The following is a 17,425-nucleotide window of genomic DNA, read 5'->3' as shown; positions in this document are numbered from 1 at the left end:
TACGGAGCACAAGAGCAATGAAATTACCGATTTATCTGGATTACTCAGCAACGACGCCGGTTGACCCGCGCGTTGCTGAGAAGATGATGCAGTTTTTGACCCTGGACGGCACTTTCGGCAACCCGGCTTCCCGTTCCCACCGTTTCGGTTGGCAGGCGGAAGAGGCGGTAGACATCGCCCGTAACCAAATCGCCGAACTGGTGGGCGCCGACCCGCGCGAAATCGTCTTCACCTCCGGGGCGACCGAATCCGACAACCTGGCGATCAAAGGCGCTGCCAATTTCTACCAGAAAAAAGGCAAGCACATCATCACCAGCAAAACCGAACACAAAGCCGTGCTCGACACCTGCCGTCAGCTGGAGCGCGAAGGGTTTGAAGTCACCTACCTGGCGCCGCAGAGCAACGGCATCATCAGCCTGCAGGATCTCGAAGCGGCGCTGCGCGATGACACCATCCTGGTCTCCATCATGCACGTCAACAACGAAATCGGCGTGGTGCAGGACATCGAAGCGATCGGCGAAATGTGCCGTGCGCGCGGTATCATCTACCACGTTGACGCCACCCAGAGCGTGGGCAAACTGCCTATCGATCTGAGCAAGCTGAAAGTCGACCTGATGTCGTTCTCCGGCCACAAAATCTATGGCCCGAAAGGCATCGGCGCGCTGTACGTGCGTCGCAAGCCGCGCATCCGCATCGAAGCGCAGGTACACGGCGGCGGTCACGAGCGCGGCATGCGTTCCGGCACCCTGCCTGTCCACCAGATCGTCGGCATGGGCGAAGCTTATCGCATCGCCAAAGAAGAGATGACCGAAGAGATGGCGCGTCTGCGCACCCTGCGTGACCGTCTGTGGAACGGCGTGAAAGATATGGAAGAAGTGTATCTGAACGGCGATCTGGAGCACGGCGCACCGAACATCCTGAACGTCAGCTTCAACTACGTTGAAGGCGAGTCGCTGATCATGGCGCTGAAAGACCTGGCCGTTTCTTCCGGTTCAGCCTGTACCTCCGCCAGCCTCGAGCCGTCCTACGTGCTGCGCGCGCTGGGCATGAGCGATGAATTGGCGCACAGCTCGATCCGTTTCTCCCTGGGGCGTTTCACCACGGAAGAAGAGATCGACTACACCATTCAACTGGTGCGTAAATCCATCGGCCGTCTGCGCGATCTGTCCCCACTGTGGGAGATGTTCAAGCAGGGCGTGGACATCAACAGCATCGAATGGGCGCATCATTAATTCTCAGGTTTCAGGAGCAAGGTCATGGCTTACAGCGAAAAAGTAATCGATCATTATGAAAACCCGCGCAACGTGGGTTCTTTCGACAACGAAGATCCAACCGTCGGCAGCGGCATGGTAGGGGCGCCGGCTTGTGGCGACGTCATGAAGCTGCAAATCAAGGTTAACGATGAAGGCATCATCGAAGACGCGCGCTTTAAAACTTACGGCTGCGGTTCCGCCATCGCCTCCAGCTCGCTGGTGACCGAATGGATGAAAGGCAAGTCGCTCGATCAGGCTGAAGCGATCAAAAACACCCAGATCGCCGAAGAGCTGGAATTGCCGCCGGTCAAAATTCACTGCTCGATCCTGGCTGAAGACGCCATCAAAGCAGCGATTGCCGACTATAAGAGCAAGCATAGCGCCAAGTAATTTGTCTGAGTCGGCCCGGCCGCGCCGGGCTTTGATGTGAAGTGTGAGGTTGTGATGTCTATTACCATGAGCGACAGCGCTGCGCAGCGTGTTCAGGCGTTTTTGACGAACCGCGGCAAAGGTCTCGGCCTGCGTCTGGGAGTGCGAACTTCCGGCTGTTCTGGGATGGCGTACGTGCTGGAATTTGTTGACGAAGCCAACGATGACGACATCGTATTTGAAGACAAAGGCATCAAGGTGATCATCGACGGCAAGAGCCTGGTCTACCTTGACGGCACCGAGCTTGATTTCGTTAAGGAAGGCCTGAACGAAGGCTTCAAGTTCAACAACCCGAACGTCTCAAGCGAGTGCGGCTGCGGCGAGAGTTTCAACGTCTGACAGTCCATCGTGCTCCCCCGTTTCGGCGGGGGAACTTCATCCGCTAACGCCCAGAGCACGCTATGGATTACTTTACTTTATTCGGGCTGCCAGTTCGCTACACCGTGGACGGCAGCCTGCTTGCGTCCCGCTTCCAGGATCTGCAGCGCCAATTCCACCCCGATCGTTTCGCCAACCAGCCGGAGCGCGAACGCCTGATGGCGTTGCAGCAGGCGGCGACCATCAATGAAGCCTACCAGGCGCTGAAGCACCCGTTAAAACGCGCGGAGTATATGCTATCTTTGCACGGCTTCGATCTGGGCAACGAACAGCATACGATGCGCGACACCGCGTTTCTGATGGAACAGCTGGAGCTGCGTGAAGAGCTTGACGCCATTGAGCGCAAACCGGATGCGGAAAGCCTGCTGGCCGATTTCGGCGCGCGGCTGGCCACCTCCCTCAAGCAGCGCAGCGCGCTGATGCTGCAGCAGTTGGACAGTGAACAGTGGGCGGATGCCGCCGACACCGTGCGCAAGCTGCGCTTTTTGGACAAACTCCAGCAACAGGTTGAACAACTCGAAGAAAAACTGCTGGGTTTTGAGTAACACCTTCTGATTCTGATTGTGGAAGCTTCAACATGGCCTTATTACAAATTAGTGAGCCTGGCCTCAGCGCCGCGCCGCACCAGCGACGTCTGGCCGCCGGCATCGACTTAGGCACCACCAACTCGCTGGTCGCCACGGTGCGCAGCGGGCAAGCGGAAACGCTGGCCGACGATCAGGGGCGCCATTTGCTGCCTTCGGTGGTGCATTATCAGGCGGACGCGCAGCGCGTCGGCTGGGAGGCGCACCAACAGGCGGCGCAGGATCCGGCCAATACCGTCAGCTCCATCAAACGCATGATGGGCCGCTCGTTGGCGGACGTGCAGCAACGTTACCCGAACCTGCCGTACCAATTCCAAGCCAGCGACAACGGCCTGCCGCTGATCGTCACCGCCGCCGGCCCGGTTAACCCGGTCGGCGTTTCCGCCGACATCCTGCGGGCTCTGTCCGCGCGCGCGCAAGCGGCGCTGGAAGGCGAGCTGGATGGCGTCGTGATCACCGTTCCCGCTTACTTCGACGACGCGCAGCGCCAGGGCACCAAAGACGCGGCGCGTCTGGCCGGCCTGCATGTCCTGCGCCTGCTGAACGAACCGACCGCTGCGGCGATCGCCTACGGGCTGGATTCCGGCCAGGAAGGGGTGATCGCGGTTTACGATCTGGGCGGCGGCACCTTTGATATCTCCATTCTGCGCCTCAGCCGCGGCGTGTTCGAAGTGCTGGCCACCGGCGGCGATTCCGCGCTGGGCGGTGACGATTTCGATCATCTGTTGGCCGACTGGCTGCGTGAGCAGGCCGGCGTGGCCGATCGCAGCGATCACGGCGTGCAGCGCCAACTGCTGGATGCCGCCATCGCCGCCAAAATCGCATTAAGCGATGCCGACAGCGTGCGCGTTGAGGTGGCCGGTTGGCAGGGCGAAGTGACCCGCGCCCAGTTTGAAGCGCTGATCGCCCCGCTGGTGAAACGTACGCTGATGGCTTGCCGCCGCGCGCTGAAAGACGCCGGCGTCGCCGCCGACGAGGTGCTGGAAGCGGTGATGGTCGGCGGCTCCACCCGCGTGCCTCTGGTGCGTGAGCAGGTGGGGGCCTTCTTCGGCCGCACGCCGCTGACGTCGATCGATCCGGATAAAGTGGTCGCCATCGGCGCCGCGATCCAGGCCGACATCCTGGTGGGCAACAAGCCGGACAGCGACATGCTGCTGCTGGACGTGATCCCGCTGTCGCTGGGCCTCGAAACCATGGGTGGCCTGGTGGAGAAAGTGATCCCGCGCAACACCACCATTCCGGTGGCGCGCGCGCAGGAGTTCACCACCTTTAAAGACGGCCAGAGCGCAATGATGATCCACGTGCTGCAGGGCGAGCGCGAGCTGGTGCAGGATTGCCGTTCGCTGGCGCGTTTCACGCTGCGCGGCCTGCCGCCGCTGCCTGCCGGGGGCGCGCATATTCGCGTCACCTTCCAGGTGGATGCCGACGGCCTGTTGAGCGTCACCGCGATGGAGAAATCCACCGGCGTGGAAGCCTCGATCCAGGTCAAGCCGTCGTACGGCCTGTCGGACAGCGAAATCGCCGGCATGATTAAGGATTCGATGGCCAACGCGCAAAGCGACGTGGGCGCGCGCAAGCTGGCGGAGCAACGCGTGGAAGCCGCGCGGGTGCTGGAAAGCCTGCAGGGCGCGCTGGCCACCGACGCCGCGCTGCTGAGCGAGGCGGAAAGCCAGGCGATCGCCGCCGCGACCCAGGCGTTGCAGCAGGCGGCGCAGGGTGAAGATCCCGCCGCTATCGAAGACGCCATCAAAACATTAGATGCACAAACGCAAGATTTTGCCGCGCGCCGCATGGACGCTTCCATTCGCCGCGCGCTGGCTGGCCATTCTGTGGATGAGGTTTAACCATGCCTAAAATTGTTTTCCTGCCCCATCAAGATCTGTGCCCGGAAGGGGCGGTTCTGGAAGCCGAAAAAGGGGAGTCGATCCTCAACGTTGCGCTGCGCAACGGCATTGAAATCGAGCACGCCTGCGAGAAATCCTGCGCCTGCACCACCTGCCACTGCATCGTGCGTGAAGGTTTCGATTCGCTGGAAGAGAGCAGCGAGCTGGAAGACGACATGCTGGACAAAGCCTGGGGGCTGGAGCCTGAAAGCCGTCTGAGCTGCCAGGCGCTGGTCGCCGACGAAGATCTGGTGGTCGAAATGCCGCGTTACACCGTCAACCACGCGCGTGAGCATTAATTGTTAGCCGCGGCGCCAACCAGGAGATCATAATGGGACTGAAGTGGACCGACAGCCGTGAAATCGGCGAAGCCCTGTACGACCAATACCCGGACACCGATCCGAAAACCGTGCGTTTTACCGACATGCATCAGTGGATCTGCGATCTGGAAGAGTTCGATGACGATCCGCAGGCTTCCAACGAAAAAGTACTGGAAGCGATCCTGCTGGTCTGGTTAGATGAAGCGGAGTAAATAGCGTAACGGGCTGCCATAGGCGGCCCGTTTATTTTGTATCCGACAAGATTAATAAAAGAATAATCCGGAGTAAGAAGGCTATGACAACAGAATTCATGCAGGTCATGCTGTCGCAACAACCTGCCGACGCCCGCTGGGGCGAGAAAGCGCTGCTGAGCACCAACGGCGAAGGGATGACCATCCATCTGACCGGCGCCGACAAGCTGGGCGCGATCCAGCGCGCGGGCCGCAAAATTGACGGCCAGGGCATCAAAAACGTCAAGCTGGCCGGCGACGGTTGGGATTTGGAAAACAGCTGGGCGTTTTGGCAGGGCTACCGCGGGCCGAAAGGGCAGCGCAACGTCGAATGGGCCGATCTGCCGGAAGCCGCGCGTCAGGAGCTGGATAAGCGCCTGAAGATCGTTGACTGGGTGCGCGACACCATCAATATGCCGGCGGAAGAGCTGGGGCCGGAGCAATTGGCGACCCGCGCCGTCGATCTGATGTGCGACGTCGGCTGCGATGCCGTCAGCTACCGCATCACCAAGGGCGAAGATCTGCGCGAGCAGAACTATGCCGGCATCCACACCGTCGGCCGCGGTTCCGAACGCCCGCCGGTGCTGCTGGCGCTGGACTTCAACCCGACCGGCAACCCGGATGCGCCGGTGTTCGCATGCCTGGTCGGCAAGGGCATCACCTTCGATACCGGCGGTTATAGCCTGAAACAGAGCGCCTTTATGGATTCGATGAAGGCTGACATGGGCGGCGCAGCGACCATCACCGGCGCGCTGGCGCTGGCGGCGGCGCGCGGCCTGAAGCAGCGCGTGAAGCTGTACCTGTGCTGCGCCGACAACATGGTCAGCGGCAACGCCTTCAAACTGGGTGATATCATTCGCTATCGCAACGGCAAAACCGTTGAGGTGATGAACACCGATGCGGAAGGGCGCCTGGTGCTGGCCGACGGCCTGATCGACGCTTCTGAGCAGAATCCGCAGCTGATTATCGACTGCGCGACCCTGACCGGCGCGGCCAAAACCGCGGTGGGCAACGACTATCACGCCCTGTTCAGCTTCGACGATGCGCTGGCGCAAGAGCTGCTCAGCAGCGCCGCCGCCGAGCAAGAGCCGTTCTGGCGTCTGCCGCTGGCCGAGTTCCACCGCAGCCAGCTGCCATCCAACTTCGCCGAATTGAACAACGTGGCCGGCCCGGCCTACACCGCCGGCGCCAGCACTGCGGCGGCCTTCCTGTCGCACTTCGTCAAGAATTACCAACAGGGCTGGCTGCACATCGACTGTTCCGCCACTTACCGCAAAGGCGCGGTGGAGCAGTGGTCGGCCGGCGCGACCGGGCTGGGCGTGCGCACCCTGGCCAATCTGTTGCTGAGCAAAGCCAAATAATTGAACGCCCGCCGCGTCGGGCGCTAGAATGCGCATTATCTTCGGGGCCCAGCATGCTGGGCCTCGCTATTTGATCCCTGGAGTTTGCCATGAGTTCCCATCATCACGATGCCGCCCCGAGCGAGAACGAGCTTGAACGCCTGCTGAAGCTGGCGGTGACGGAGCCGGCCCACCGTCCGGCGTTCTTCCGTGAACTGCTCGAGGCCACGGTGCTGATCCTCGGCGACAGCGAGCAGGTGCAGCAGGACGGCGACATCACGCTGAACGCGGATACGCCGGTCAATATCCAGCATTGGGAAAAGCAGGACGGCGGCAGCATCATTCCGTTCTTCACCTCGCTGGAAGCGTTGCAGAAGGCCGTTGAGGACGAACAGCCGTTCATCGCCATGCCGGCGCGGGTGCTGTTCGAAATCACCCAGGGCGCGGATCTGTTCCTCAACCCGAAGGCGGAGTACGGCAAAGAGTTCTACCCGGAAGAGGTGGCGATGCTGCTGGCGACCGGCGGCGTCGTCAAACCGGTTGAGCATTACGTCGACAAAGAAACCCAAATCCTGTTGGGGCAGCCCGAAGAGTACCCGTCGGCGATGGTGGATGCGCTGACCACGCTGTTCAGCCAGCGCAAACCGGTGCGCCGCGCGTTTCTGGCGCTGATGCACGACCAGGCGGCGGACGAGAAGCCGAATCTGCTGATCGGGCTGGAAGTGGATGCAGAACCGGCGGAGATCGAGGCGTTGATCAACGAGGCCGGCAGCGTCGCCAGCGAAACGGCGCCAAACGACGAACCGGTGGATTTCTGTCTGGTGTCGGAGAAAGAGCGCGGCATCAGCCACTATCTGATCGCCCATACGCAGCCGTTTTATCAGCGCCGCTGGGGCAGCTGGCTGCGCAATTTGATCCCGTCCACCGACAAGACCCAGTAACGCGGCGCGTGGTCGGAAATGCCGCAGGAAGATCATATTTTTTTAATGAAATGTTGATTTTCCCGTAGGCAAGCGTTAACGGCGCACATATAATCTGCGCCACTTGAGAAGGCCGGCAACATTGCAGACCGGCCTGTTTTGGAAGTCATACAGAGGCCATCATGACCGTAGAACGTACCTTTTCCATCGTTAAACCAAACGCTGTAGCCAACAACGACATCGGCGCTATCTACGCGCGTTTCGAGCGCGCCGGTTTCAAAATCATCGCCGCTAAAATGCTGCGTCTGACTCGCGAACAAGCTGAAGGCTTCTACGCTGAGCACAAAGGCCGCCCATTCTTCGACGGTCTGGTTGAGTTCATGACCTCTGGCCCAATCATGGTGCAGGTTCTGGAATCTGAAAACGCCGTGCAGCGCAACCGCGACATCATGGGCGCAACCAACCCGGACAACGCACTGGCCGGCACCCTGCGCGCCGACTACGCGGACAGCTTCACCGCTAACGCCGTTCACGGTTCCGACTCCGTTGAATCCGCACAGCGTGAAATCGCTTACTTCTTCAACGAAAGCGAAATCTGCGCACGTTAATCGTGCCGTTTCTGAGCTGATAGCCAGGCATTCACCGGCTGAAACAATAAAAATGCCCTGAATGCCTTTCAGCCATAGAAACCCGCTACTAAAATTTGTACAATGCCGCGCCCCTGATAAGACGACTTGTCAGGGGCGTGTTTTTAGTGCCGCCACCCGAATCTCGCGGGCTGAAATGCACAACTTACTGTCCATTCTTTAGCGCCATAACGTGTAATAACGAGGCCAGAGATCATTATGTTAGAACCCATCACGTCCGAGCACACCGTGTCTGAAAATAATTCGCTGACTACCCCCTCCGTTAACGTGGAGCAACCGGCTGCGGCCAAAATCAACCTGCTGGATCTGAACCGCCAGCAAATGCGCGAGTTCTTCGCCGAAATGGGCGAGAAACCGTTCCGCGCCGATCAGGTGATGAAGTGGATTTATCACTACTGCTGCGACGATTTCGAGCAGATGACCGACATCAACAAAGTCCTGCGCGGCAAGCTGCAGCGCGTGGCGGAAATCCGCGCGCCGGAAGTGGCGGAAGAACAGCGCTCGGCCGACGGCACCATCAAGTGGGCGATTAAAGTCGGCGATCAGCAGGTCGAAACCGTGTACATCCCGGAAGCCGACCGCGCGACGCTGTGCGTCTCCTCGCAGGTAGGTTGCGCGCTGGAGTGCAAATTCTGTTCGACGGCGCAGCAGGGCTTCAACCGCAACCTGCGCGTGTCGGAAATCATTGGCCAGGTGTGGCGCGCGGCGAAGATCATCGGTGCGCTGAAGGTGACCGGCCAGCGTCCGATCACCAACGTGGTGATGATGGGCATGGGCGAGCCGCTGCTCAACCTGAACAACGTGGTGCCGGCGATGGAAATCATGCTGGACGACTTCGGCTTTGGCCTGTCCAAACGCCGCGTGACCCTGTCTACCTCCGGCGTAGTGCCGGCGCTGGATAAGCTGGGCGACATGATCGACGTGGCGCTGGCGATCTCGCTGCACGCGCCGAACGACACCATCCGCGATGAGATCGTGCCGATCAACCGCAAATACAACATCGAGACCTTCCTGTCCGCGGTGCGTCGCTATCTGGAGAAATCCAACGCCAACCAGGGCCGCGTCACCGTCGAGTATGTGATGCTGGATCATATCAACGACAGCACCGACGACGCGCATCAGCTGGCGGAAGTGCTGAAAGACACGCCGTGCAAGATCAACCTGATCCCATGGAACCCGTTCCCGGGCGCTCCGTACGGCCGCAGCTCCAACAGCCGGGTGGATCGTTTCTCCAAGGTGTTGATGGAATACGGCTTTACGACTATTGTTCGTAAAACCCGCGGTGACGATATCGACGCCGCCTGCGGGCAACTGGCGGGTGAAGTGATCGACCGTACCAAGCGTACCCTGAAAAAGAAAATGGCCGGGGAACCTATCAACGTACGGGCGGTCTGAATCCTATAGCACCATTTTTTTGTTATCTAACAGCCTGTTATGTGAAATATTCACGCTAATGGGCGTTAGCTGGCGGCCGATAAGGAAATGAATGCGGGCATGAAGCTGAAACTGTGGGGTGTGTGGCTGGCGGCCGGACTGTTGGCCGGGTGTTCCGGTTCAGCGCCGGAAAAGGAAGCGCAAGTCTCTGAGGCGGGCCAGACGCGGTTGCAACTGGGCCTGGAGTACCTGCAGCAAGGCGACATGGACGCCGCGCGCCAGAACCTGGAAAAGGCGCTGGACGCGGCCCCGCAGGATTACCGCACGCAGTTGGGCATGGCGCTCTACGCGCAGCGGAACGGTGAAAATGCCGCGGCCGAACAGCGTTATCGGCAAGCGCTCAAACTTGCGCCGGGCAATGGCACCGTCTTGAATAATTACGGTGCGTTTCTTTGCGGTTTAGGGCAGTATGTACCGGCGCAACAGCAGTTTAGCGCTGCGGCGCTGGCGCCCGATTATGGCCAGGTCGCCGACAGCCTGGAAAACGCAGGTTACTGTTTTCTCAAGGCCGGACAAAACGATGAAGCGCGCACGCTGTTGAGCCGCGCGCTGAAAGTCGATCCGGACAAAGGCGCTCCGCTGCTGGCGGAGGCCGAAAAGCAATTTGGAGAAGGGAAGCGCGCCCAGTCGCAACTTTTATTGGATGTTTATCAGCATGTTCTGCCGGCCAGCGCCAGCAGCTTATGGTTACAGATTCGTTTCGCCGCGTTAGCCGGCCGCCAGGATAGCGTTCAACGCTATGGCAAGCAGCTAGCGCGAAGTTTTCCACAATCCAAACAGTACCAGCAGTTCTTAGCTAATGAATACTGAAGCCTCCCAAGATAAAACCGTATCCATGACGACGGGCCAGCGCCTGCGTCAGGCCCGTGAGCAACTCGGGCTGAGCCAACAGACCGTTGCAGAACGCCTGTGTCTCAAAATGTCCACCGTGCGCGATATCGAGGAAGACAGCGTGTCCGCTGACCTCGCGTCCACCTTCGTGCGCGGCTACATCCGTTCCTACGCCAAGCTGGTGCATCTGCCGGAAGACGAACTGCTGCCGATGTTGGCCAAGCAGGCGCCGTTGAAGATGGCGAAAGTGGCGCCGATGCAAAGTTTCTCGCTGGGCAAGCGCCGCAAGAAACGCGACGGCTGGCTGATGAGCTTCACCTGGCTTATCGTGTTCGTGGTGATCGGCCTGACCGGCGCCTGGTGGTGGCAAAACCACAAGGCGCAGCAGGAAGAGATCGCCACCATGGCCGATCAATCCTCGGCACAGCTTTCACAGAATAACGAAGGGCAGTCCGTGCCGCTGACCGACGGCAATGCCGACGCCGGCACCAACGTGCCGTTGACCGACAACAGCGCCGCGCCGGCTGATACCGGCGCAGCGGCTCAGGCGCCTGCGGCGACCGCCCAGGCGCCGAGCGCGGCCCAGCAGCCTGCCGTGGTGTCGCCAAGCCAGACCACCCTGCCGGAAACCGCGCCGGCGGCACAAGCGCCGTTGCCGACCGCCGATGCGGGCGTGGCTGCGCCGGCGGCCGATCCGAACGCGCTGGTGATGGATTTCTCCGCCGACTGCTGGCTGCAGGTGACCGACGCGAGCGGTAAAACGCTGTTCAGCGGCACCCAGAAGCAAGGCGGCAAGCTGAACCTGACCGGCACTGCGCCGTATAAACTGACCATCGGCGCGCCGGCGGCAGTTCAGATCCAGTATCAGGGTAAACCGGTTGATTTAAGCCGGTTCGTTAAGTCAAACCGTGTTGCTCGCCTGACCGTCGCCGCGCAGTAATCGCGCGGCTGGTCGTGATGTCAGAGCAGCAATGGAGAGTAAGTAATGCATAACCAAGCGCCCATCAACCGTCGAAAATCTACACGCATTTACGTCGGCAAGGTGCCTATTGGTGATGGCGCGCCGATTGCCGTGCAGTCGATGACCAACACCCGTACCACCGATGTTGAAGCAACGGTTAATCAGATCAAAGCGCTGGAGCGCGTGGGCGTCGACATCGTCCGCGTTTCGGTTCCTACCATGGACGCCGCCGAGGCGTTCAAGCTGATCAAGCAGCAGGTCAACGTGCCGCTGGTCGCCGATATCCACTTCGATTATCGCATCGCGCTGCAGGTTGCCGAATATGGCGTAGACTGCCTGCGCATCAACCCGGGCAACATCGGCAACGAATCGCGCATTCGATCGGTGGTGGACTGCGCCCGCGACAAGAACATCCCGATTCGCATCGGCGTCAACGGCGGCTCGCTGGAGAAAGACCTGCAGGAGAAGTACGGCGAACCTACGCCGGAAGCGCTGCTGGAATCCGCCATGCGCCATGTGGACATCCTCGATCGCCTCAACTTCGACCAGTTTAAGGTCAGCGTCAAGGCGTCGGACGTGTTCCTGGCGGTGCAATCCTACCGCTTGCTGGCGTCGCGCATCGATCAGCCGCTGCACCTGGGCATCACCGAAGCCGGCGGCGCGCGCAGCGGGTCGGTCAAATCGGCCATCGGCCTGGGCATGCTGCTGTCTGAAGGCATCGGCGATACCCTGCGCATCTCGCTGGCGGCGGATCCGGTCGAAGAGGTGAAGGTCGGTTTCGACATCCTGAAGTCGTTGCGCATCCGCGCGCGCGGCATCAACTTCATCGCCTGCCCGACCTGCTCGCGTCAGGAGTTCGACGTGATCGGCACGGTGAACGCGCTGGAGCAGCGCCTGGAAGACATCATCACGCCGATGGACGTCTCGATCATCGGTTGCGTGGTGAACGGCCCGGGCGAAGCGCTGGTGTCCACCATGGGCGTGACCGGCGGCCACAAGAAGAGCGGCTTCTACGAAGACGGCGTGCGCCAGAAAGAGCGTTTCGACAACGAACAGATGATCGACCAGCTGGAAGCGAAGATTCGCGCCAAGGCCGCGATGATGGACGAAAGCAACCGTATCACGGTCAATCTGCTGGAAAAATAAGCGTTATCGCTACACGGCGGGCCTGTTGGCCCGCTTGTTTATGCACCTGAAGGGCGGAAAACCGCATCCGCGTTGAATACCGGGCGGCAAAGTCCCTATAATCAGGTTCATTTTTACAGACAACGGACAGAGAACTCACGTGGCAAAGAACATTCAAGCCATCCGCGGCATGAACGACTACCTGCCGGAAGAAACGGCATTATGGCAGCGTATTGAAGGCACCCTCAAGCAGGTGCTGGGCGGCTACGGTTACAGCGAAATCCGGTTGCCGATTGTAGAGCAGACCCCGTTATTCAAACGCGCGATCGGCGAAGTGACCGACGTCGTGGAAAAAGAGATGTATACCTTCGAAGACCGCAACGGCGAAAGCCTGACGCTGCGTCCGGAAGGGACGGCCGGCTGCGTGCGCGCCGGCATCGAACATGGTCTGCTGTACAATCAGGAACAGCGTCTGTGGTACATCGGCCCGATGTTCCGCTACGAGCGCCCGCAAAAGGGCCGCTATCGCCAGTTCCATCAGCTGGGCGCGGAAGTGTTCGGCCTGCAAGGCCCGGATATCGACGCCGAGCTGATCCTGCTGACCGCCCGCTGGTGGAAAGCGCTGGGCATCGCCGAGCACGTCAAGCTGGAGCTGAACTCCATCGGTTCGCTGGAGGCGCGCGCCAACTACCGCGACGCGCTGGTGGCGTTCCTGGAGCAGCACGTCGAGGTGCTGGACGAAGACTGCAAACGCCGCATGTACAGCAACCCGCTGCGCGTGCTGGACTCCAAAAATCCTGAGGTGCAGGCGCTGCTGAACGACGCGCCGCGCCTGTCCGAGTACCTGGATGAAGAATCCCGTGCTCACTTCGCCGGTCTGTGTGAACTTTTGGCGCAGGCAGGTATCCCATATACCGTTAACGAGCGCCTGGTGCGCGGTCTGGATTACTACAACCGCACCGTGTTTGAGTGGGTGACCACCAGCCTGGGCGCGCAGGGCACCGTCTGCGCGGGCGGCCGTTACGACGGCCTGGTCGAGCAACTGGGCGGCCGTGCCACCCCGGCGGTCGGTTTCGCCATGGGCCTTGAGCGTCTGGTGCTGCTGGTACAGGCGGTCAACCCGGAATTCAAGGCGCCGTCGGCTATCGACGTGTACGTCATCTCTTCCGGCGCGGGCACCCAGAGCGCGGCGATGCGGCTGGCTGAACAGGTGCGCGACGAGGCGCCGCAGCTGAAGCTGATGACCAATTACGGCGGCGGCAACTTCAAGAAGCAGATCACCCGTGCGGACAAATGGGGCGCGCGCATCGCGCTGATCCTGGGTGAGAGCGAAGTGGCGGCGCAGCAGGTGGTGGTGAAAGACCTGCGCAGTGGTGAACAAGAAACGCTGGCGCAAAGCGAAGTCGCTGCGCGTCTGGCTTTGATGTTAGGTTAAGGAGAAGGACACCGTGGAAGTCTATACCACTGAAAACGAACAAGTCGACGCACTGCGTCGGTTCTTTGCCGAGAACGGCAAAGCGCTGGCGGTGGGCGTGGTGCTCGGAATTGGTGCCCTGGTTGGCTGGCGTTACTGGCAGAGCCATGAAAACTCCAACATGATGGCGGCATCGCAATCCTATCAGGAAGCCAGCGATCGTCTGGCGGCCGGCAAGCCGGATGACGTGGCTGCCGCGGAGAAATTTGTCCAGGCCAACGGCAACAGCTACGGCGTACTGGCCGCGCTGCAGTTGGCCAAGCACTTTGTCGAACAGAATGATTTCGCCAAGGCGGAACAGCAGCTGGCGCTGGCGCAGGGCCAGACCAAAGACGACAACCTGTTGGCGATGATCGACCTGCGTCTGGCTCGCGTCCAGCTGCAGGAGAAAAAGCTGGATGAAGCGCTGAAAACGCTGGATGGCGTGAAAGGCGAAGGCTGGGCGGCGATGATGCAGGATGTGCGCGGCGATGTATTGCTGGCCAAGGGCGACGCCAAGGGCGCGCGCGAAGCTTACAGCAAAGGCATTGAGTCCAATGCTTCTCAGGCGCTGCAGGTTCTGCTGCGCATGAAATTGAATAACTTGTCCAGCTAAGGGGAATTCCCATGCAATTGCGTAAAACACTCTTGGTCGGACTGGTTTCCGCTGCCTTGCTGAGTGGTTGCTCGCTGTTTAACAGCGAAGAAGACGTGGTTACCATGTCGCCGTTGCCGAAAGTTGAAAATCAGTTTACGCCGAGCAAGGCGTGGAGCACCTCGGTGGGCGACGGCATCGGTGAGTATTACTCCCACCTGCGTCCGGCCTATCAGGACAGCACCATTTACGCCGCCGATCGCTTCGGCATCGTGAAAGCGATGGACGCCGACAGCGGCAACGAGAAGTGGAAGGTCAATCTCTCCGAGAAGACCGGCTTCTTCTCCAGCAACCTGTCTGCGCTGCTGTCGGGCGGCCTGACGGTCGCGGGCGACAAGGTTTACGTCGGCAGCGAAAAAGCGGTGGTTTACGCATTGAACACCGCCGATGGCGCCATCGCCTGGCAGACCAAAGTGGCCGGCGAAGCGATCTCCCGTCCGGTTGTCAGCGACGGCATGGTGTTGGTGCACACCTCCAACGGCATGCTGCAGGCGCTGAATGAAGCCGACGGCGCGGTGAAGTGGACAGTTAACCTGGACATGCCTTCGCTGTCGCTGCGCGGTGAATCCGCGCCGGCCGTCGCCTTTGGCGCCGCCATCGTCGGCGGTGACAACGGCCGCGTCAGCGCCGTGCTGATGCAGCAGGGCCAGATTATCTGGCAACAGCGCATTTCTCAGCCGAGCGGCGCGACCGAAATCGATCGCCTGAACGACGTGGACACCACGCCGGTGATCGTTGACGGCGTGGTCTACGCGCTGGGTTACAACGGCAACCTGACGGCGCTGGATCTGCGTTCCGGCCAGATCATCTGGAAACGCGAACTGGGTTCGGTGAATGATTTCATCGTCGACGCGGGCCGCATCTACCTGATCGACCAGAACGATCGCGTGGTGGCGCTCAGCACCGAAGGCGGCGTGACCGTGTGGACGCAGAGCGATCTGCTGCACCGTAACCTGACGCCGCCGGTGATGTATAATGGTTATCTGGTGACCGGTGACGCCGAAGGCTATCTGCACTGGATCAACACCACCGATGGCCGTTTTGTCGCCCAGCAGGAAGTGGACAGCTCCGGCTTCCTGTCTGCGCCGATGGTGGCCAGCGACAAGCTGATCATCCAGGCTCGCGGCGGGAAAGTTTACGCTTTCACCCGCTAACGCCGCTCGTCGTGATCCTTCTTGCGCCCGAAAGATTTCGGGTTGCAGCCAGGCGGCAAGCGCATGAGTCCTCGGGAGCTTAGTGAGCTAAGTGACCGAGGCGAAGGTGCGCAGACAACGCCGCTGTGGCGCGAAAGATGAAGGGGAAAACGGCTCCTGAATGTTCAGGGGCCGTTTCGTATTTTATAAGCTGCACCGCTGGTGTCTATCCACAGTGCAGTAACGCATTGATTATTAAGTAATGAGGCTTCAACAATGATACCTGTCGTCGCGCTGGTCGGGCGCCCGAATGTGGGTAAATCCACCTTGTTCAACCGTTTAACCCATACGCGTGATGCGCTGGTGGCGGATTTCCCGGGGCTGACGCGTGACCGCAAGTATGGTCGTGCTGAAATCGAAGGCAATGAATTCATCATCGTCGATACCGGCGGCATCGACGGCACCGAAGACGGCGTCGAAACGCGCATGGCCGGCCAGTCGCTGCTGGCGATCGAAGAAGCGGACATCGTGCTGTTCATGGTCGACGCCCGCGCCGGCCTGATGCCGGCGGATCAGGGCATCGCCCAGCACCTGCGCAGCCGCCAGAAGGCGACCTTCCTGGTGGCCAACAAGACCGACGGCCTGGATCCGGACACCGCCACCGCTGATTTCTACTCGCTCGGCCTGGGGGAAGTGTTCGCTATCGCCGCTTCCCACGGCCGCGGCGTGACCCAACTGATCGAACACGTGCTGGTGCCGTTCGTGCCGGAAAAACCGGAAGACGTCGAGCTGACCGAGGAAGAGGCCAACGCCGCTTACTGGGCTGAGCAAAACGGTGAAACGCTGGAAGGCGAAGAAGACGAAGAGCCGGAAGAAGCGTTCAACCCGCAGGATCTGCCGATCAAGCTGGCGATCGTCGGCCGCCCGAACGTCGGTAAGTCTACGCTCACTAACCGCATCCTGGGCGAGGAACGCGTGGTGGTGTATGACATGCCGGGCACCACCCGCGACAGCATCTACATTCCAATGGTGCGCGACGAACGCGAATACGTGCTGATCGACACCGCCGGGGTGCGCAAACGCGGCAAGGTGACCGAAACCGTCGAGAAGTTCTCGGTGATCAAGACCCTGCAGGCGATTGAAGACGCCAACGTGGTGCTGCTGGTGATCGACGCGCGTGAAGGCATCTCCGATCAGGATCTCTCGCTGCTCGGCTTTATCCTCAATAGTGGGCGCTCACTGGTGATTGCGGTCAACAAATGGGACGGCATGAGTGAAGAAGATCGCGAGCATGTGAAAGAAATGCTCGATCTGCGTCTGGGCTTCGTCGACTTCGCGCGCGTGCACTTCATTTCCGCCCTGCACGGCAGCGGCGTCGGCAACCTGTTCGAATCGGTACAGGAAGCCTACGAGTGCGCAACCCGCCGCGTAAACACCTCGATGCTGACCAAAATCATGCAGATGGCGGTGGACGATCACCAGCCGCCGTTGGTGCGCGGCCGCCGCGTGAAGCTGAAATACGCCCACGCCGGCGGTTACAACCCGCCGATCGTGGTGATCCACGGCAACCAGGTCAGCGATCTGTCCGATTCGTACAAGCGCTACCTGATGAACTACTTCCGCCGCTCGCTGAACGTGATGGGGACGCCGATCCGCATCCAGTTCAAAGAGGGTGACAACCCGTTCGCCGGTAAACGCAATCTGCTGACGCCAACCCAGATGCGTAAGCGCAAGCGCCTGATGAGCCACCTGAAAAAGAGCAAGTAATCGCTCATGAGGGGCGCGGCAGTGATGCCGCGCCCTTTTTTATTGGCCCGAAATCGTTTTATTATCTGAGGATTACCTCGCC

The 17,425-nt window shown here is 60.4% G+C and carries 18 protein-coding genes; all 18 read left to right on the top strand.

Annotated elements, in window-relative coordinates:
- The first annotated feature begins 17 nt into the window (after positions 1-17).
- The 18 genes from iscS (at position 18) to der (ending at position 17,343) form a co-directional block, all read left to right on the top strand.
- Positions 18-1,232, top strand: coding sequence for a cysteine desulfurase (iscS, locus tag J0F90_RS18440; RefSeq protein WP_016929764.1), 1,215 nt, complete (start codon positions 18-20; stop codon positions 1,230-1,232).
- Positions 1,233-1,256: 24 nt separating this feature from the next.
- Entirely contained in the window at positions 1,257-1,643 is a 387-nt protein-coding gene (iscU, locus tag J0F90_RS18435; RefSeq protein WP_004941408.1) for a Fe-S cluster assembly scaffold IscU, read from the top strand.
- A 54-nt stretch (positions 1,644-1,697) separates the two neighbouring features.
- The gene (gene iscA / locus J0F90_RS18430) at positions 1,698-2,021 is read left to right on the top strand and encodes an iron-sulfur cluster assembly protein IscA (RefSeq protein WP_004941410.1); all 324 of its coding nucleotides are present in this window, start codon (positions 1,698-1,700) and stop codon (positions 2,019-2,021) included.
- 62 nt (positions 2,022-2,083) lie between these two features.
- Positions 2,084-2,605 (top strand): co-chaperone HscB, encoded by a 522-nt coding sequence (gene hscB / locus J0F90_RS18425; RefSeq protein ID WP_033639616.1) that lies wholly within the window; start codon positions 2,084-2,086, stop codon positions 2,603-2,605.
- A gap of 32 nt (positions 2,606-2,637) precedes the next feature.
- On the top strand, positions 2,638-4,488 hold the full coding sequence (gene hscA / locus J0F90_RS18420; protein WP_033639617.1) for a Fe-S protein assembly chaperone HscA: 1,851 nt from the start codon (positions 2,638-2,640) through the stop codon (positions 4,486-4,488).
- Between the two features lie 2 nt (positions 4,489-4,490).
- A complete protein-coding gene (gene fdx, locus J0F90_RS18415) occupies positions 4,491-4,826 on the top strand; it encodes an ISC system 2Fe-2S type ferredoxin (RefSeq protein ID WP_004941417.1) in 336 nt (111 codons plus the stop codon).
- 32 nt (positions 4,827-4,858) lie between these two features.
- Entirely contained in the window at positions 4,859-5,059 is a 201-nt protein-coding gene (gene iscX, locus J0F90_RS18410) for a Fe-S cluster assembly protein IscX (RefSeq protein WP_033639618.1), read from the top strand.
- 83 nt (positions 5,060-5,142) lie between these two features.
- Positions 5,143-6,438: an aminopeptidase PepB gene (gene pepB, locus J0F90_RS18405; RefSeq protein WP_033639619.1), complete on the top strand. Its 1,296-nt coding sequence runs from the start codon at positions 5,143-5,145 to the stop codon at positions 6,436-6,438.
- Positions 6,439-6,527: 89 nt separating this feature from the next.
- Positions 6,528-7,358: an enhanced serine sensitivity protein SseB gene (gene sseB, locus J0F90_RS18400; protein WP_033639620.1), complete on the top strand. Its 831-nt coding sequence runs from the start codon at positions 6,528-6,530 to the stop codon at positions 7,356-7,358.
- A 161-nt stretch (positions 7,359-7,519) separates the two neighbouring features.
- Positions 7,520-7,945, top strand: a complete 426-nt coding sequence (gene ndk / locus J0F90_RS18395) for a nucleoside-diphosphate kinase (protein ID WP_004941424.1) — start codon at positions 7,520-7,522, stop codon at positions 7,943-7,945.
- Positions 7,946-8,182: 237 nt separating this feature from the next.
- Complete coding sequence (rlmN, locus tag J0F90_RS18390) at positions 8,183-9,379, top strand: dual-specificity RNA methyltransferase RlmN (RefSeq protein ID WP_004941426.1); 1,197 nt, start codon at positions 8,183-8,185, stop codon at positions 9,377-9,379.
- 99 nt (positions 9,380-9,478) lie between these two features.
- The gene (gene pilW / locus J0F90_RS18385; protein ID WP_028127503.1) at positions 9,479-10,228 is read left to right on the top strand and encodes a type IV pilus biogenesis/stability protein PilW; all 750 of its coding nucleotides are present in this window, start codon (positions 9,479-9,481) and stop codon (positions 10,226-10,228) included.
- A complete protein-coding gene (rodZ, locus tag J0F90_RS18380; protein WP_033639621.1) occupies positions 10,218-11,189 on the top strand; it encodes a cytoskeleton protein RodZ in 972 nt (323 codons plus the stop codon). Before pilW ends, rodZ begins: the two co-directional genes overlap by 11 nt.
- 45 nt (positions 11,190-11,234) lie before the next feature.
- Entirely contained in the window at positions 11,235-12,356 is a 1,122-nt protein-coding gene (gene ispG / locus J0F90_RS18375) for a flavodoxin-dependent (E)-4-hydroxy-3-methylbut-2-enyl-diphosphate synthase (RefSeq protein WP_016929756.1), read from the top strand.
- 139 nt (positions 12,357-12,495) lie between these two features.
- Positions 12,496-13,770 carry a histidine--tRNA ligase gene (gene hisS, locus J0F90_RS18370; RefSeq protein ID WP_033639622.1) on the top strand — a complete coding sequence of 425 codons (1,275 nt, stop codon included), beginning with the start codon at positions 12,496-12,498 and terminating at the stop codon, positions 13,768-13,770.
- Between the two features lie 13 nt (positions 13,771-13,783).
- The gene (locus J0F90_RS18365; protein WP_033635592.1) at positions 13,784-14,404 is read left to right on the top strand and encodes a YfgM family protein; all 621 of its coding nucleotides are present in this window, start codon (positions 13,784-13,786) and stop codon (positions 14,402-14,404) included.
- 11 nt (positions 14,405-14,415) lie between these two features.
- Positions 14,416-15,597 carry an outer membrane protein assembly factor BamB gene (gene bamB, locus J0F90_RS18360; protein ID WP_004941440.1) on the top strand — a complete coding sequence of 394 codons (1,182 nt, stop codon included), beginning with the start codon at positions 14,416-14,418 and terminating at the stop codon, positions 15,595-15,597.
- Between the two features lie 255 nt (positions 15,598-15,852).
- Complete coding sequence (gene der, locus J0F90_RS18355; RefSeq protein WP_015378774.1) at positions 15,853-17,343, top strand: ribosome biogenesis GTPase Der; 1,491 nt, start codon at positions 15,853-15,855, stop codon at positions 17,341-17,343.
- Positions 17,344-17,425: the final 82 nt, after the last annotated feature.

This window comes from Serratia marcescens subsp. marcescens ATCC 13880 (assembly GCF_017299535.1).
In the GTDB taxonomy this organism is placed as follows: Bacteria; Pseudomonadota; Gammaproteobacteria; order Enterobacterales; family Enterobacteriaceae; genus Serratia; species Serratia marcescens.
The sequence above is the reverse complement of the archived record's forward strand: the minus strand, read 5'-3'. Positions and strand labels throughout refer to the sequence as shown.

What these genes read in the sequence shown, in the direction of transcription:
- sseB (WP_033639620.1), top strand. Translation starts at nt 6,528, where the DNA reads ATGAGTTCCCATCATCACGATGCCGCCCCGAGCGAGAACGAGCTTGAA.
- rlmN (WP_004941426.1), top strand. Translation starts at nt 8,183, where the DNA reads ATGTTAGAACCCATCACGTCCGAGCACACCGTGTCTGAAAATAATTCG.
- pepB (WP_033639619.1), top strand. Translation starts at nt 5,143, where the DNA reads ATGACAACAGAATTCATGCAGGTCATGCTGTCGCAACAACCTGCCGAC.
- pilW (WP_028127503.1), top strand. Translation starts at nt 9,479, where the DNA reads ATGAAGCTGAAACTGTGGGGTGTGTGGCTGGCGGCCGGACTGTTGGCC.
- hscA (WP_033639617.1), top strand. Translation starts at nt 2,638, where the DNA reads ATGGCCTTATTACAAATTAGTGAGCCTGGCCTCAGCGCCGCGCCGCAC.
- iscU (WP_004941408.1), top strand. Translation starts at nt 1,257, where the DNA reads ATGGCTTACAGCGAAAAAGTAATCGATCATTATGAAAACCCGCGCAAC.
- iscX (WP_033639618.1), top strand. Translation starts at nt 4,859, where the DNA reads ATGGGACTGAAGTGGACCGACAGCCGTGAAATCGGCGAAGCCCTGTAC.
- der (WP_015378774.1), top strand. Translation starts at nt 15,853, where the DNA reads ATGATACCTGTCGTCGCGCTGGTCGGGCGCCCGAATGTGGGTAAATCC.
- bamB (WP_004941440.1), top strand. Translation starts at nt 14,416, where the DNA reads ATGCAATTGCGTAAAACACTCTTGGTCGGACTGGTTTCCGCTGCCTTG.
- rodZ (WP_033639621.1), top strand. Translation starts at nt 10,218, where the DNA reads ATGAATACTGAAGCCTCCCAAGATAAAACCGTATCCATGACGACGGGC.
- iscA (WP_004941410.1), top strand. Translation starts at nt 1,698, where the DNA reads ATGTCTATTACCATGAGCGACAGCGCTGCGCAGCGTGTTCAGGCGTTT.
- hscB (WP_033639616.1), top strand. Translation starts at nt 2,084, where the DNA reads ATGGATTACTTTACTTTATTCGGGCTGCCAGTTCGCTACACCGTGGAC.
- ispG (WP_016929756.1), top strand. Translation starts at nt 11,235, where the DNA reads ATGCATAACCAAGCGCCCATCAACCGTCGAAAATCTACACGCATTTAC.
- ndk (WP_004941424.1), top strand. Translation starts at nt 7,520, where the DNA reads ATGACCGTAGAACGTACCTTTTCCATCGTTAAACCAAACGCTGTAGCC.
- fdx (WP_004941417.1), top strand. Translation starts at nt 4,491, where the DNA reads ATGCCTAAAATTGTTTTCCTGCCCCATCAAGATCTGTGCCCGGAAGGG.
- iscS (WP_016929764.1), top strand. Translation starts at nt 18, where the DNA reads ATGAAATTACCGATTTATCTGGATTACTCAGCAACGACGCCGGTTGAC.